Origin of the sequence: Mumia zhuanghuii (assembly GCF_042681565.1) — a bacterium.
GTDB lineage: Bacteria > Actinomycetota > Actinomycetes > Propionibacteriales > Nocardioidaceae > Mumia.
The window spans coordinates 263,891-279,379 of record NZ_JBHUFT010000002.1; the positions used below are offsets into that span (position 1 = coordinate 263,891).

A 15,489-nucleotide genomic window follows, 5' to 3' on the forward strand; every position below is an offset into this window, starting at 1 on the left:
GACCTAGCTCGCCCTAACGGCCACGCGGCGGAGCCTGCGCAGACACCTGCGCAGTGAGGAGGCCAGGCGGACCTCGGGACGGCGGGCAAGGTTCTCCTCCCGGCGCGTCGCCTGGTCCCGCTCGCGCCTCGCCGTGCGCACTCGCGAGCGAAGCCGCTTGATCTGCCCTGCCGTGCGGGTTCGCTCTGAGCGTGCGGCCTCGCGCTCTGCGAGGACGCCAGAGGTCATCGCCCTCACGGCCGCGTGCGCGGTCTCGCGGCAGCGCTGCGCGAGCGCGCTCACGTCCACCTCCGCGTCGGTCGTGCACAACCAGAACGGCTCGTTGCGTAGGATGCCGAGCAGGTCTGCCTCGAGCTCGTCGTACAGGTCGCCCATGGTCACGCGCTGGACCTTCAGCCCAGCACCCGCCAGTCGCGCTTCGAAGTCCTCGAGCCCGTAGTAGCGGACATGATCGGACTGCCCGAACCGCGCGATGCGCTCCTGCACGTCGGCGGAGGGGTCCTCGTCGGTCGGCACGCCTCGTCGTGCGGGAACCTGGACGAGCGCGAGACCGGACGGGGCGAGCACGCGTCGGATCTCCGCCATCGCCACGTGGTCATCGGGGATGTGCTCGAGCACGTGGAAGCACACGAGGAGGCCGACGCTGTCATCGGCGAGGGGAACCGAGGTGAGACTCGCCTGGACATCGACATCACGGTTGTCGGCGGCAGGATCGAAGTCCATCCCGACGTACGGCACGCCGACCTGTGTTGCCAGCGCCGCGAGACGCGTGGAGGTCAAGGGGGACGGGGCGACATCGAGCAGGGCACCCTCGCCGGCGACGTCACACATGCCGGCAACGATGCCGACCAGGCCACGGTGACGCTCGAGGCTGCCGCACTGCGTGCACGCAGCGTGCGGCCGGCCCCCAGGGCCCCGGCCAAGCTCCCCGAGGTGGCCGCAAGCGGGACACAGAACGATCAAGGAACGGAGCATCTCATCCTCCCAGAGCGGGCCTGACGGAGAGACCGAACCTACACCACTGTGCGGCGTCGGTCAGCCGTCTCGCTCGGTCGAGAAACAGGGTTGGCGCCGTCCTCCCTACTATGGGGCAGGGCGTCGGAGGTCGCGGGCCGCCGGTGGTCGCCCTTCCCCTATCGACAAGGAGCGAGTCATGCGCCTCGGCGGTGCAAGGCAACGCGACATGAGGCGTGCGATCCAGAGTCTGCGACGGCGTTTGTCGGCTCGGGAGCGCTCCGTCCTGATGGAGTCCGGCCTCTTCGACCGTGACTGGTACGAGGCCGAGGCCGGGCGGACGTTCGCCGACCTCGCCGACGCCGTCGACCACTACGTCCGCGAGGGAGCCGGGGCGCAGTTGTCCCCACATCCCTTCTTCGACCCCGGAGTTGTGCGGGAGACCGCGCCCGGCTCCACTCCATTCGAGACGCTCCTCACCCGCAAGCGGTTCCGCGGCCGCGCGCCGCACCCTGCGATCGATGTCGACGCCTACCTCGCCACGCATCCGCGGGCTGCTACCCATCCGTATGGCGTGTTCGGTCATCTCGCGGGTAGCGTCTCCGACGAGACCCTGCTCCCGATCGTCACGGCCGAGGGAGTGCGAGCGGTGCGGTGGGGTGCGGTCCGGTCCCGCTGGCGCGAGCACGCGACGACGTGGACGGCGACCGAGCGTCTCCGTCGGCCGGGCTTCGTCGAGGAACTGCCCGCGGGGCACGAGCTTCCGGCGTACCCGCCAGTCGAGGCGACCGCGCAGACGCTGGTGTCGATCATCATCCCGACCTGGAACCGCGCCACGAGCCTGCGACGCGCCCTTGCCTCGGTTCAGGCACAGACGTGGCGTCACTGGGAAGCGCTGGTGGTCGACGACGGCTCGGTCGACAACACTGTCGCGCTGGTCACCCACCTCGCCCAGCAGGATCCCCGCATCCGCCTTCTACAGCGACCGCACGAGGGGGTGTGCGCAGCTCGCAACGCCGGTCTTGATGCCGCGGTCGGCGGGTTCGTCGCGTTCCTCGACTCCGACAATGAGTGGCAGCCCGACTACCTCGACGCGATGATCCGCGCGATGCAGGCCGAGCGCCTCGACGTGGCGTACGGGACCCTCATGGCGCAGACGCCCGACGGCCCCCGGTATCGGGCGACGCCGGTGACGCGCGACGTGCTCATGGTCGCGAACCACGTCGACATGAACGTGCTCGTTGTCCGAGGGTCGCTGTTGGCCGAGGTCGGCGGCTTCGACGAGTCGCTGCGCCGCACCGTCGATTATGATCTCGTGCTCCGCCTGGCCGAGCACACCGATCTCGTGCACCTCCCGATCATCGGCGTGCACTACGACGACCGGCGTGAAAGTGCCGACCGCATTAGCGTCCGTGAGCCCGCGGCGTGGATCGACCGGGTGCGCTTGAAGCATGCCGTCGACTGGGCAGCCTTGCGCGAGACCGAGCGTGATCCTGGCCTGGTCAGCGTCGTCCTTCCGGTACGAGGAGGTGCGCGCGAGGTGCGGGAGAAGCTTTCGGCCCTCGCGCACGGGCTGGTCGGCCGCCGGTGGGAGATTGTCGTCGTCGACAGCGCCGAGGAGCGCTCGGTGGCCAGCACGGCGCTCGGCGCGTTCGTCGACGACAACCGCATCCGCTACGTGCGCTGGCCCATGCGGGTGTCGTTCGCCTACGCGGCCGACTTGGGCTTTGCGCGGACGAGCGGGGCAACGGTCGTCTTCGTCGACTTCGACACCCTTGCGACGAGTGATGCCGTCCAGGCTTTGCTCGACTACGCGGCGGAGGCAAGCAACCCGTTCGTGGTCCAGCCGGTGACCCTCGATCGTGAGTCCGTCGTCGTTACGGCGGGTGGGGTGCTCGGACCGCGCCACCGTCTTCCTGCGGCCTTCCTCGGGGACTTCCTGGCCGAGGACGTCGACAGGCTTGGCAGCGCTCCGTACGCGCCCCCGCTGGCCGACGGGCGGACCTTCGTCATCCCCGGCGACGCGTTCGCCGCGCTCGGGGGTCTGGACCCGTTGCTTGACGACGAGCTCGAGCTGGCCGACCTCGCTCTGCGCCTGGTCGGCACCGTGCCGTCAGCGCGCGTCGACCTGCTGCCGAAGGCGCGGGTGCTGCGCCGTGCGGGCGAGACGACGAGCCCGCGGTCGGTGACCAGTCGCGCGGTGTTCGCCGAGCGTCACGCGGCGACGCTGCGGGAGACGCCGCCCGAGGTGTGGAAGCCGTGGGATGCGCGGGTCGCCGGCTGGGAGCGGCTCGACGGTCGTGCCCACGCTTTGCGGCCGCTCCTGGTCCGTGAGCCGGGCGAAGGGCGGCGCTGGGTCCTGCTCGCCGGGGGCCGAGAGGCGACCGGCTGGGTTCGGATCTGGGCTCACGCCCTCGCGGCCGCGCTGGAGGACCTTGGCCAGGACGCGGTAGTACGCCGCGGGATGCGTGCCACGCGCAGGCTGTCGTCGCTCGACGACGTTGTGGTCGCGCTGCACGGCTCCTGCCCGCTCGAGTCCTCCGACCCCGAGACCGTCCAGGTGGCGTGGCTGGTCGACGATCCCGCCCCGGCGACCCGCTGGTCGCGGCGTGCCGACATCATCCTTGCTGCCGCTCCGGGACGTGACGAGGCGAGCGTCATCGAGGGCCCGATGACGGCCTCTGCAGAGGGGGGATGGGTCGGTGCGACGGTCGCGACCCTGCCTGACGTGGCCGTCGGTGCGGACGCGGCTGGGGAGGTGCTGCTCATTGGTGCAGCCGCCGAGGCCGGGGACGTCGTCCGCGCCCTGCGCGAATCCGGGGTAGAGCCCCACGCCGTCGGCCAGGAGTGGGAGCCACTTCTGGACGGGGCATGGACCTCGTGGCCGGAGGACGCCGACACGTGGGTGCGCCTGCTCGCCGGCGCGCGCCGCGTCGTCGTCCTCGTCCCCGCCGTGGTCGCCACCGAGGGCGTCCTCCCGCCACCGCTGCTCGACGCGCTGCTCGTCCGTGGAGAGGTGCTGAGCAACGCGCGCGTGGGTGAGCGGCTCGCTGGTGGCGTCACGACCTTCGTCGATGGTGACGATCTTGTGCGAAAGCTTCAGGACGCACCTCGTGCGCTCGACCGGCCGGCACGCGTGCAGCTGTTCGACCGGGTGGCGCCGGGCACGGTCGCTCGGCGTCTCGTCGCGCGCGTAGAGTCGACGTTCGAGCCAGCGTCATAGACTAGTCGATCGCCGCGGGCTACGGTGGCGCGCATGACGAATACCCCCGCCGCAGTGGAGCACGCACGTTTGTCGACCTTCGACACCATGCTCGGGTGGTTCCCACCGGGCAGGCTCGTCGACATCGGGGCGGGTCACGGCGCTTTCTCGACCCGGGCGGCCGATTGTGGCTGGACCGTTACCGCTGTCGACGCACGCTCGGTGCGCTTCCCCGACGATCCGCGCGTCACCTGGGTCGAGCGGGACGTCCGCGAGGCCGAGCTGTACGGCTACGACTTGATCGTCAACCTCGGTCTCCTCTACCACCTGACCCTGGATGACCAGCTGTCGCTGCTGGACCGCGCCAGCGGCATCCCGATGATCCTCGACACGCACGTTTCCCCGCCGAAAGCGCAAGGTTGGGGCCTGTCAGAGCCCACCAGGCTGCGTGGCTACACAGGGCGCCTCTACTCCGAGGAGGGTCTTCAGCACAAGCCCACCGCCTCCTGGGGAAACGACCAGTCGTTCTGGCCGACCCCGCGGGCACTGCGCAGGATGCTCCACGAGCGAGGCTGGAACGTCCTCACGCAGACGCCGTACTACATGCCGACGCGGACCTTCTTCCTCTGCATGCCTCGCTGACGCTCAACGCAGGGAGTGCGCCACGCCCCGCAGATCCAACACGTCGGCGAGCAGGGTTCTCGCACGAGCCGTGAACGAGTGCTCGGTGGCGATTCTGCGAGCGTTCTCCACGACTGCGGCGTCGTCGTGCCACAGTGATGTTGTGGGGTCGAGGAGCTCGCGGAGCTCCTCGACCGAGCGGTAGACGCGGACCGACGGTCCGAACACCTCCTCGAGCCCGGGTACGGGGTCGCTGATGACCCGCGCCCCGGCAGCCGCCGCGTCGAAGAGACGGTTGGAGAGGAAGCCCAGCCGCGCCATGTCCGACCAGTGGTCGTTCAGCACGAGCCGCGCGCCCCGATAGGCGTTGGGAAGCTGGTCGTTGGGCAGGTGCTCGGCGGCGATCCAGCGCGCCTCGAGGTACTCCTCCCACCCGTCTCCGAAGATGCTAAGTTCCGCACCCGCCGCGACGGCGTCGCGCACGATCGGACGGAATACCTTGCGCGTACGACCGACGAAGACGGTGTCGAGCCCCGCGAGAGCGGGACCCTCCGGGGTGAAGCGCCGGGTGTTCGTCGCCTGGAGCAGGGTGCGGATCTCACGTCCGCTCCTGTGCGTCATCTCCTTGGCCCAGGCCGGACCCGCGGAGTAGACGAGGTCGAAGTCGTCCCCGACCTCGTCGGGGACGACTTTGTCGGGGTGGCTGATCACCCACAGCAGGTTTGTTGCGCCCGGGAGGGCGTGCCCGCGGTCAAGGCCGCGGATCGTCAGCGCGACGTCGTCGAGGTAGTCCGAGGGCGGCCGCTGGTGCGCGTCGTGGCGGTCTATCACGACCTCCTGGCCCCACTGCCGCAAGGCGTGTGCGAGATCGTCGGCGAATGCGGTGTCACCCCAGAGGTCACCGCGCGGCCCGCCCGGAGCAGCGATCTTCAGTGCCCAGCGCAGGCGCGGCAACCCCGCCGCCGGGCCGTCGGGCACCACCGACGCGCGTCGGGTCACGACGGGGGTCACCGCTGTGCGGCGCCTGCTCTCCGGCAGCGGGTTCTGGACCGGGAGCGCCGCGAGCTCGAACCCGGCTGCCTGCCACAGGTGCGCCTCCGGGCCGGGCAGCTGAGGGCCCCACCGGTCCAGGAAACGGATTCGGTTGGCCTCGCTTCGTGCGAACCGACCTTTCGATTTGCTCTCGTGGTGCGCCACCCGGGAGGCCGCCGCGAGCGTGAAATACCCTCCCGTCTCGGCGACCAGCCGCAGGCAGAGGTCGACGTCCTCCATGCCGTTCACGAACAACGGGTCGAACCCGCGTGTCCGGATGACGGCGTCCGCCTTCATAGCCATACACGCCGCGGTGACCGCGTGCAGCCGTAGCGGCGACCTTGGGCAGTCCTCCGCCGGGTGCGATGCCAGCAGGTGTCCGGGGATCACGTGCTGGCCGTAGAAGACGGTTCCTGCCGTTTGGATGGAGTCGTCGGGGTAGAGGAGCACGGGTTGCGCACCGACAACACCGTCATCACGCAGTGCCTCGACGAGTGGCGGCAGCCAGCCGGGTCGAGGCTCGGTGTCGTTGTTGAGGAAGACGACCGTCTTCCCGGTCGAAGCGGCGAAAGCGAGGTTCGAGCCGGTGGCGAAGTTCGTGTTGCGCGGGACCCTGTGCACGAGGACACGCGGGTCCGCTGCGAACAATGACGTGAGCAGTCCCGTGACCTCGCGGCGCGAGCCGTTGTCCACGATCACGACCTCGACGTCCCCGTCGCCCCACTCCAGCGCTTGCGAGACGGCTCGCCGCGTCAGCTCCCAGTCGCGGTAGGTCGGTATCAGCAGCGATATGCGGCCGGCGACGCGGCCGTCGCCAGCGCGGGCGACGGCGTCCCAATCGATGAGGTGCTCCGCGCGCAGCAGATTCTCGGTTGTGCTCCTGAACCCCGGTGGAGCGGGGAGGTCGCCGAGGGTCGTACCGCGGACGCCGGTGAACGGGACGTAGGTCAGCGGCAGGTCGACGCGCAGCAAGAGGTCCCAGGCGTAGCGGTCATCGGCGGCGGGCCGGAACGGTCCGTCGAGCGACCGGAGGGCATCGCTCGGGATGAGCATGCCCGCGAGTGACCGCGGTATTGCCCACAGCGCTTCCTCCCGGGTCGGGAGCTCGCACCGCCACGTCACGTCGTCCTCGGGTGACTCGGGCTCGTCGGCGACGGCGGCGTATGCGCCGGTTCCGGGTGAGGTGGCGGCGAGCAGCCCGCTCAGGAGGTGAGGGGCCCACCGCTCGCTCGGCTGCCACGTCGTAACCCACGGCTCCTCGACACTCGCGACGAGCGCGTTGGCACGCTCGGCCCACTCCTCGGCGTTGGTGCGCACGACGTGAAGCCGGTCGCCGAGAGACTCGAGGTCGGCCGGGACCACGCCGTCGGTATCGACCGCCAGCCGGAGGACCCAGTTCGGGTGGCTCTGGCCGAGCAGGCTTTCCAGACTCACCGCGCCCTCGCCCCACGTGCGGGCGTCCGCCAGGACGGCCACCACGTCGTCGGTGCTCGTCTCGGGCGGTCTGGCGGAGTCGAGGAACCAAGAGGACCACCGGGTTGGTGCGTGCAGGATGAGCCGTCTCTGGGTGCCGTACTCGGTCGCGGCGGCGACAACCTTCGTACGGAACTCGTCCCACCGTGCAGGCTCGACACGGTTGCCGTCGCGAGGAACGGTCAGCGTGTCGGCGTCGGCGTGCTCGGCGAAGTGGCCGAGTGGCCCGCCTGGGTGCTGCGCCGCCTCGGGGTGGCGCTCCAGGTAGGTGAGGGCATGGAAGTGCGGTCCTGCCTCGCCCTCGACCTGGCCGGTCCGGACGAAGTGCGCGAAGGAGAGGACGGCCTTGCGTCCGGCGGTGCGGTGGTACCAGTCAGTCTCGAACAGCGGGTGCGGGGCGAGACGCTGAGGCTCTCCGACCTCGAGGTAGTGCCAGAGTGCCTGGAGATCGCTCGCGAACGCCGATCCGACCTGCAGTTCATAGTAGGCTCGGTCGAAGAGGCCGGAGGCCGTGATCGCACGGATCGCCCGCGACTGACGGGTGCGCAGCTCGCGGAAGCTGCGCCAGGTGCGTGGCCCGAGCGACGGCACCGGGCCCCCCGCGTGAGCGTGCTCCAGGTAGTAGCCGACAGGGCCTCCGGCGTGTTCGGCCGCCGCCGGGGCGGCCGCGACGAGGGCAGCGGCGTCGAGGAAGGTGCGGACGGGGTAGGTGCGCGCGGAGCCGTCGAGGAGGTCCCGGACGATCTCGTCGGCAGGGAGCCTCGTCGCGGCGAAGTCCGTCAGGGGGTTGGCCAGCAGCCCCTGGCGTGCGCCTCGAGCCAGGAAGTGCGCCGCGGCACTCGCCGGGTCCATGTTCTTGCACCGCTGGAGACCGTAGTACCAGGGATCGAAGAGACCGGTGGCCAGAAGTCGTGCCTCGTCGCCTCGAGCGCGACGGCGCGGTCGGAGTGCCGACACGCGTCGGCGGGAGCGAGCGGCGGCGCCGCGTAGGCGGTTGCTGGGGCCGGTAGGCATATCTCTCCTCGTACTCTGCTCTCAGCAGGATAGGGAGTCGTCTGTGCACCTCGGGCGTGGGCCGGGTGCCACGGCATCGGGCGCTCGCTCGTCAGGTCGTGGCTGGTAGCCTAGCGAGCGGCGCGAGGGGACACCCTGCTGGCCCGAGACCGAGGAGAGTTTGACATTGGCGGATGCCCATGAGGAGGCCGAGCGGCTCCGGGAGGCTCTCCGGCAGTGCCAGTTGGAGCTTGCCGCACTTCGCGCCGACCAGGAGACGTGGGCGGAGGAGCTGAGCAAAGTGAAGCAGCAGCGCTCACGTGCCCGTGCGCGCGCCGACAAGCTCGCGGCCCGCGTGCGCCAGCTTGAAGCCTCCTCGCGGCGATGGCGCCGAATCCCCCGTCGCGTGGCGCGTGCCGTGAGACGCTCTGACACCCGCTCATGACGAGCCGGCCGTCGCCCGGAGCCGCCTTCCTCGACGCGCGCCGCGAGTTCCTCGCGTCCTCTGGGTGGTTCGACGCCACCTGGTACGCCGCGCGGGTCGGCCGCGCAGGGTTTTCCGACGCGACCGAGGCGCTTGAGCACTTCCTCACGGTGGGCAGCGTTCGCGGCATTGCCCCGAACGCCGACATCGCCCGGATGCAGAGCGGACCGTACGCGGTGCGTGCTCGCGACGAGGACGAGACGGACGTCCCTGCCGCAAACGATCCTCAGCTACGGCGTGAGATCGCGCTCGTCGCCGCGTCCGGGATCTTCGACGCCGACTTCTACGCCGCGACCTACCCGAAGGTCGCCGAGCGTGTCGCCGACCTGGTACTGCACTTTTGCCGGTACGGATGGCGAGAGGTGAAGCAGCCCAGCGCGACCTTCGACCTCTGGCACTACTGGTACGCGCACCTTGACCCGGCGCGCGACGAGCTCAACCCGTTGATCCACTACCTGCTGATGGGGATGCCGGCCTCGTGGTCGACCCGGGCCGCGTGGAAGCCGCCGCGTCCTGGTGCTCGCCTGCCAGGAGACCGGCCAGTTCGGCGGGCATGCCTCTTCGCGGCCTACGACGCCGACGGCGTGCTGGACGACAGCCTCGTCGCGTACGTTGAGGAGCTCTCACGGCACTGCGACGTGTTCTTTCTCGCCGACTGCTTCGTGGAGGCCTCCGAGCTGGAGAAGGTAGCCGGGATCACCGAGGCGGCGTGGGCGATCCGTCACGGTGCCTACGACTTCGGCTCGTACAGCATGCTCGCTCGCGACCTCGTGGGGTGGGAGTGCCTGAGCGGGTACGACGAAGTGCTGCTGGTCAACGACAGCTGTTACCTGCTGCGTCCGCTCGACGAGGTGTTCGCCCGCATGGACGGCCGCGCTTGCGACTGGTGGGGGCTCCAGGCGACGAAGGGTGTCGCCCGCACGGCCACGCCTGTGCAGGATGTGACCGCTGCTCCGGTGCCGATGGACACGGTACGCGACGAGCTGCTCCGCGAGTTCGCCGAGGAGCCCGAGTACGACTTTCTTGTCGGCTCCTACTTCCTCGCGTTCCGGCATCCCGTCGTCGAGGACGCGGGATTCCGCCGGATCCTCGACTCGGTGCACCGTCAGCGGGGCAAGGCCGCGATCATCCACAAGTACGAGATCGGCCTCACTCAATATCTCCTATCGAAGGGCTTCGGCATCGACACCTTTGTCGATGCGCTGTTCCCGTTCCAGCCGGTCTTCACCAACCAGTACTTCCGCCTCTTGGCACAGGGCTTCCCGCTGCTGAAGAAATACTTCCTCTACCAGAACCATTACGACACCCCCGATCTCCGTGACTGGAAGAAACGCATCCGCGAGGTCGTGCCGGGTGCGCCGGTCGAGATGATGGAGCGCAACCTGCTGCGGACGTCCCCAGACGACCGTCTCCAGCGCAGTTTCGCGATCGTCACCGAGACCGATGGCAGCGTGTCGGTGCCCCACGAGAGGGACGCCGACGAGTTCCGAGAAGCCGATCAAGCGACCCCGGTCTTCTCGCACTGGTGGGCTTTCGTCGTCGGTGGGGACGGCTGGCTGTCGACGAGCAGCAGCGTCCTTCTCCACGAGGTCGCCCAGGATCCGTCGCTCAAGAAGATCGTGCTGACCCGGAACCGTTCCGTGGCCGTGGACGGTGAGAATATCGTCGTCGCCCCGATGGCGAGTCCGCAGGGTGAATACCAACTGTTGCGTGCCGGAGTCGTCGTGGTCTCGGAGGCTCCGCGGGTGACTCTTCCGCTCCCGCTCGACGACCGGCACCGTGTCGTCATGCTGCGTGACGGGGTCACGTTCGAGCGGCGCACGCCGCCAGCGGTGCGTCCGTTGCGGGTCCGCCGTGATCGGCACAGCCCCGTCAGCATGTTCTCCGCCGCCTCCGACGTCGACCGCGCGGCCGTGACCGCCGACCTGTACCCGGTGTCGTACGAGGCGGGCTTCGCAGGCGGGCTCCCCGCTCACGACGTCCTTCTTTGTCCGAGCGACGCGCTTCCGGCCGCCCTACGCGAGCAGGAGCAGCGGCTGTCTGCGCAGCTTCGGGGCAGACGCCTGGTCGTCGTGATCCCGCCGTCAGGCGATCCCGGCCATGCGTTGTTCGACGAGGAGGACGTCGCGTGGCTGAGCGACTGGAGCACGCGTCACGAGGCCGTGCTAGGCGTGCGCGACGACGCTGATGAGCACCGGCGCGCGACGTGGCGAGCGCTGAACGGGGTCGCCCTCGATCTCGGAGGACGCCGCTACCCGAGCACGACCGTCGTTTTGCGCATCGCCGACGCCGTGGTCGCCGCGCGCCCGGGCCAGGTCCTCGACTTCAGCATCACCGGCCGACCGGTGGTGCCGTACCTTCCCGACCGTGCGCCGGCCAGGTCGTGGTATCACGAACTAGACCACGCGATGCCCGCGCCAGTCGTCCGCGATCCGGCGCATTTGCGCACAACGCTGGAGACGCTCTTCGGCGAGCCTCCGGCGCCGGTGGACCGGAAGTACCAGCGTGCGCGGAAGCTCTTCGCCGGCTCGCCCGAGGCGCACTGCGGATGGCGTGTCGCTCAGCGGCTGCGACTCCTCGCCACGGAGGGGCGATGACCGGTAAAGAGCAGGACCTGGCTACGTGGTGGGCGTTCGCGCGTGCCTGGGACCAGGAGCGGCGATCCTCTCCCGAGCGCGCCGAGGAGATGCTGCGCGAAGCGATCGACGCGGGGCCTGCGACGCCCTGCGGCAAGGTATCGGTGGAGCGCCCCAGCGCCAGCATGCTGCGCAACTGCGCCGTCGCTCTTGTCCGGGCGAGCGGGGTGCTCGACGAGAGTGCCTACCTCGAGGCCCACGGCCTCGCGGGGGACGGGACCGTCGACGCGGTCGAGCACTTCTGCACCCGCGGGTGGCGTGAGCTCCTGAACCCCGCTCCGTCGTTCGACGTGTGGTGGTACTGGCACGAGCACCTGGACCCGGGCTCCGACGCGCTGAATCCCGTGGTCCACCACCTGCTCGTCGGGCGTCGTGCCGGCTTGTCCACCTCGCCGCTCGGCCCGGTTCCGGCGGACCTGCCGGCGACCGCTCCACGGGCTGAACCCCGGCGCGCCGTGTTATTCGCTGGCAGCGATCCCGACGGACGTCTGGACGAGACGACACTGTCGTACGTCCATGAGCTCGACCGCTTCGGTGACGTGCACCTGCTGGTCGGTGAGGCGACCAGCGCGTCGGAACTCGCCGCGCTGCCGGACTCGGTGGTCTCGGCGACGGCGCGGTCTTACGGCGACGGATCATCCGGAGCAGCCTTCGCGCTCCTCGCCGACGAGGTGGTCGGATGGGAGCGCCTCGCCGAGTACGACGAGATCATCCTCGTGGACGACTCCAGTTACCTGGTGGGCGCACTGGACGACCTGTTCGCGTCGGCGGCGCGCGCGACCGCCGATGTCTGGACGCCGCAACGCCTCCTGACCACCGCGACGTGGTCGGCGTCGCAAGCCTGGCTGCCGGGAGCCATGTTCGTCGTGTTGCGGCGCCCGGTGGTCGTCGACCGTGCGTTCCGCAAGCAGTTTCTGTCGTCCGTGTCCGGTGTGCCGCGCTCGATGGCCTCGACTGCCTTCTGGGCGGGCTTGGCACACCGCGTCCACGCCGGTGACCACCGTGTCGGCGGACGGTGGGAGGCCCCCGACGGCGAGGACATGCCGCTCACGGAGGATGCGTTCGCGCTCCTCGGCGACGGCTTCCCCCTGCTGCGGCGTGCCCTGCTCGCTGAGAATCCCTACGACGTCCCCGACCTCGCCCAGTGGGAGCGTCGGGTCCGTGCGGTCCTCCCGGAGGCGCCGGTCGAGGCGGTCGGGCGCCATCTGCGACGCGTCGCACCAGACGACGCGTTGCGGCGGAGCTTCGCCATCACGCGGCGCGAGACCGGTGAGGTCGTGGTGCCCGAGATGCTGACCGACGACGATTTCCGCGCCGCTGACGTCGCGTCGCCGACCTTCGAACACTGGTGGGCGTTCCCGGTCTGCGCCTACGACCACACCTTCGCCGGTAACGAGCGCGCCGTGTTCGAGGAGGTGCGCGACGACCCCTCGATCAAGAAGATCGTGCTCACGCGATCGCGTCGTGTCGAGGTCGGGGGCGAGAACGTCGTGGTCGTCCCGTTGCGGAGCCCCGAGGGGCAGCATCACCTGCTGCGTTCCGGCCAGGTCTTCGTCAAGCACACGCCGCTGGTGAACGTGCCCTTCCCGCTCTCTCCCGACCGCCACAACTTCGTCAACTTGTGGCACGGCATCCCGTTGAAGCGGTTCGGCTACGTGGCGCACGACACGACAACGCGTCGCGCGACGATTGTGCGGCACCACGTGGGCTGTCGTGCGGTCATCACTTCATCGCACACCGACTCGCTGTCAATGAAGGCGGCGTTCCATCCGTTGACTCTGGACCAGATGTGGCGCACAGGCTTGCCACGCAATGACTTCGTCACTCGCGAGGACTCGCGCCTTCCGGTCGACCTGCTCGCCTCCGTCGAACGGCTGCGCGGCGAAGTGGGCGACCGACGGCTGGTGATGTTCCTACCAACGTTCAAGAATGACCAGGCGAAGGCGTACTACGAGTTCTCCGACGACGAGATCGGCTGGCTCGCCGACTGGTGTGCGCGGGAGAACGTCGTGATCGGAATCCGCGAGCACATGGCCGACACCGCGCACAGTTACTCGCGCATGCTGGCGCCGCTGCAGCCCGTCGACATGTCGTCGCGTAAGTACCCCGACCTCGAGGTGCTCTACCGGGTCGCCTCGGGGCTCGTCACGGACTACTCGAGCTGTGTCGTGGACTTCCTTCTGACCGGCAAGCCGGTGGTGAGCTTCGCGTACGACTACGAGCACTACACGAGCACCGAGCGCGGGCTCTTCTACGACCTCGACCAGGTGCTGCCCGGGCCGGTCTGCCGCGACTTCGCCGCGTTCGGTGACGCTCTCGACGTGCTGTTCGTAGACCGCACGCCCGCCGAGAAGGAGGAGTATGCCTGGCGCCGGCAGGTGTTCTTCGACCATCTCGACGACCGGAGCGCCAGCCGCGTGGTCGAGCGGGTCAAGGCGCTCTACGTCGACGGGATCTTGTGCTCAGAGCCCACGTAGCTCCGAGCACACGGCGCGGACCGCCGCGTTCAGCGAGCCGCCCAGCGTGCTGGGAGCGTCCGGCGGGACGTGCGTGATCAACCGCTGTGCGCTCGCCGTGGCCGCGTGCAGCACGGCGACCAGCGAGCGGGCGTCCGCCGAATCGGCGACGACGAGCCCGTCGACCCACGACGTGCGGTAGCCCTCGAACGGGTTCGTGACGGTGGGGATCCCGGCCATCGGGAGCTCGAGTGCGAGGTGGCCCGGGTGCGGGCTGCTCATCAACGCCAGTCCGAGGTCGGTCTCGGCGAGGAGACCGTAGTATTCGGCATAACTGACCTTGCCGAGCGCCTCGGTTTCGATGCGCGGTCCGAGGTCGACGGCACCGAGCGGCTCGCCGGCGAGTCGTACGACCACGCGGGTCGTCTCGGGGATCTCGTCCGCCCACGCCCTGAGCGTCTGGAGCCCGAGGTTGAACATGTTCCGCGGTTTGGACGGGCGGGCATAGAAGAGGACACGGAGGGCGTGATCCTCGGCGGGGACCCACCGCTTCGCGGCCTCACGGAGGGGTTGAGGGTCGAGCTGCGGCGCGAAGACGCGTGCAGGGTCAACTGTCGTGCCGGTCTGGTCCTGGACGTAACGGGCGAGCGGCGCTGAGTTGACGACGTGGTGGAACCCGGCGTCGTAGGTGCTGAGGGTCTTCGTGCGCTGGTCGCCCCACGGGTAGAAGCCGGGCTCCCAATCCTGGACGAGATAGACGACCCGTCGACGGTCGACGTGTCCGGTGCGAGCCAGCTCGGCGAGGTTCCACGCCGTCGTCCAGTACGTCGCCACCCAGACGTCGGCGTCGTGGAATCCGTCCAGCGAGCCGAAGTTTGGTGCACTGAGCTGGACGTCGGACGAGAGATTGGTTGCGACCTCCTCGCGGACGAGCTCGGTGAGTGCCGTGAAGGCGTCGTCGGGTCGGCCCTGGAGCGGGTCGAACACCACCACGCGAAGCGGGCGCCCGAGCTCGCGTGCGATCTCTGCGGCGGCGAGGACTGCGGTTCTGATCCCCGCGAAGAGCACCTGCGCACCGAAGGTCTGGAGCAGCAGCACGACCTGTGGCCTGCTCCCGTTGAACCGGAGGTCGGCAAGGGCGCGAGCCCCAGCAGAGGTACTGTCCTGGCCGGTCAGCGGCGGCTTCGGTGGCGGGGTCCGCAGCGCGGTGACGTCCTTGCGTAGGGCGGCGACCTGCACCTCGAGCGGAGCGAGTCTGGCAGTCGAGGCTTTGACCGCCTGGGACGCGGCGGCAAGGTCCGTGGCGGTCGTGCGCACCGACTTGACGACCCGCATGGTCTGGCGCTGCTGGCGGCGGAGCTCGCGCACGCTCGCACGGACCTGCTTGGTCGCCTTTGTCTGGGCCTTCTGGAGGTCACGCGACGCGCTCTGCGCCGTGAGCGTCCGGCGGGCGAGCAGCGCCGTGAGCGCGCTCACGGCCACGGCGAGGACGACCAGCGCGAGGCACGCGGCGGCGGTGACGCGCACAGGCGCCAGAAGCCCGACGACGAGTGCGACGAGGGTGAGAGACGCGGCGGCGACGGCGGCGACGCGGACTCGTGAAGTCATGGGTCCTCCTAGTGTCGCCTCAGCGTAGTG

At 69.7% G+C, this 15,489-nt stretch carries 7 protein-coding genes; 4 read left to right on the forward strand and 3 right to left on the reverse strand.

Features of this window, described 5'->3' with window-relative positions; genetic code table 11:
- Positions 1–3: 3 nt before the first annotated feature.
- The gene (locus ACFSDF_RS04465; RefSeq protein ID WP_377156385.1) at positions 4–831 is read right to left on the reverse strand and encodes a class I SAM-dependent methyltransferase; all 828 of its coding nucleotides are present in this window, start codon (positions 829–831) and stop codon (positions 4–6) included.
- 352 nt (positions 832–1,183) lie between these two features.
- Here ACFSDF_RS04465 and ACFSDF_RS04470 point away from each other — a divergent pair, with 352 nt between their 5' ends.
- Positions 1,184–4,177 carry a glycosyltransferase gene (locus tag ACFSDF_RS04470; protein ID WP_377156387.1) on the forward strand — a complete coding sequence of 998 codons (2,994 nt, stop codon included), beginning with the start codon at positions 1,184–1,186 and terminating at the stop codon, positions 4,175–4,177.
- Between the two features lie 33 nt (positions 4,178–4,210).
- The gene (locus ACFSDF_RS04475; RefSeq protein WP_377156389.1) at positions 4,211–4,798 is read left to right on the forward strand and encodes a class I SAM-dependent methyltransferase; all 588 of its coding nucleotides are present in this window, start codon (positions 4,211–4,213) and stop codon (positions 4,796–4,798) included.
- Positions 4,799–4,801: 3 nt separating this feature from the next.
- Here the strand turns inward: ACFSDF_RS04475 and ACFSDF_RS04480 are convergent, their stop codons facing one another.
- Positions 4,802–8,134: a glycosyltransferase gene (locus ACFSDF_RS04480; protein WP_377156391.1), complete on the reverse strand. Its 3,333-nt coding sequence runs from the start codon at positions 8,132–8,134 to the stop codon at positions 4,802–4,804.
- A 582-nt stretch (positions 8,135–8,716) separates the two neighbouring features.
- Between ACFSDF_RS04480 and ACFSDF_RS04485 the strand changes: the two genes are divergently transcribed.
- Complete coding sequence (locus ACFSDF_RS04485) at positions 8,717–11,356, forward strand: rhamnan synthesis F family protein (protein WP_377156393.1); 2,640 nt, start codon at positions 8,717–8,719, stop codon at positions 11,354–11,356.
- Positions 11,353–13,872 (forward strand): CDP-glycerol glycerophosphotransferase family protein, encoded by a 2,520-nt coding sequence (locus tag ACFSDF_RS04490; RefSeq protein WP_377156395.1) that lies wholly within the window; start codon positions 11,353–11,355, stop codon positions 13,870–13,872. The genes ACFSDF_RS04485 and ACFSDF_RS04490 overlap by 4 nt, the downstream gene beginning before the upstream one ends.
- Here the strand turns inward: ACFSDF_RS04490 and ACFSDF_RS04495 are convergent.
- Positions 13,858–15,459, reverse strand: a complete 1,602-nt coding sequence (locus tag ACFSDF_RS04495; protein ID WP_377156397.1) for a rhamnosyltransferase WsaF family glycosyltransferase — start codon at positions 15,457–15,459, stop codon at positions 13,858–13,860. The genes ACFSDF_RS04490 and ACFSDF_RS04495 overlap by 15 nt on opposite strands.
- Positions 15,460–15,489 lie beyond the last annotated feature (30 nt).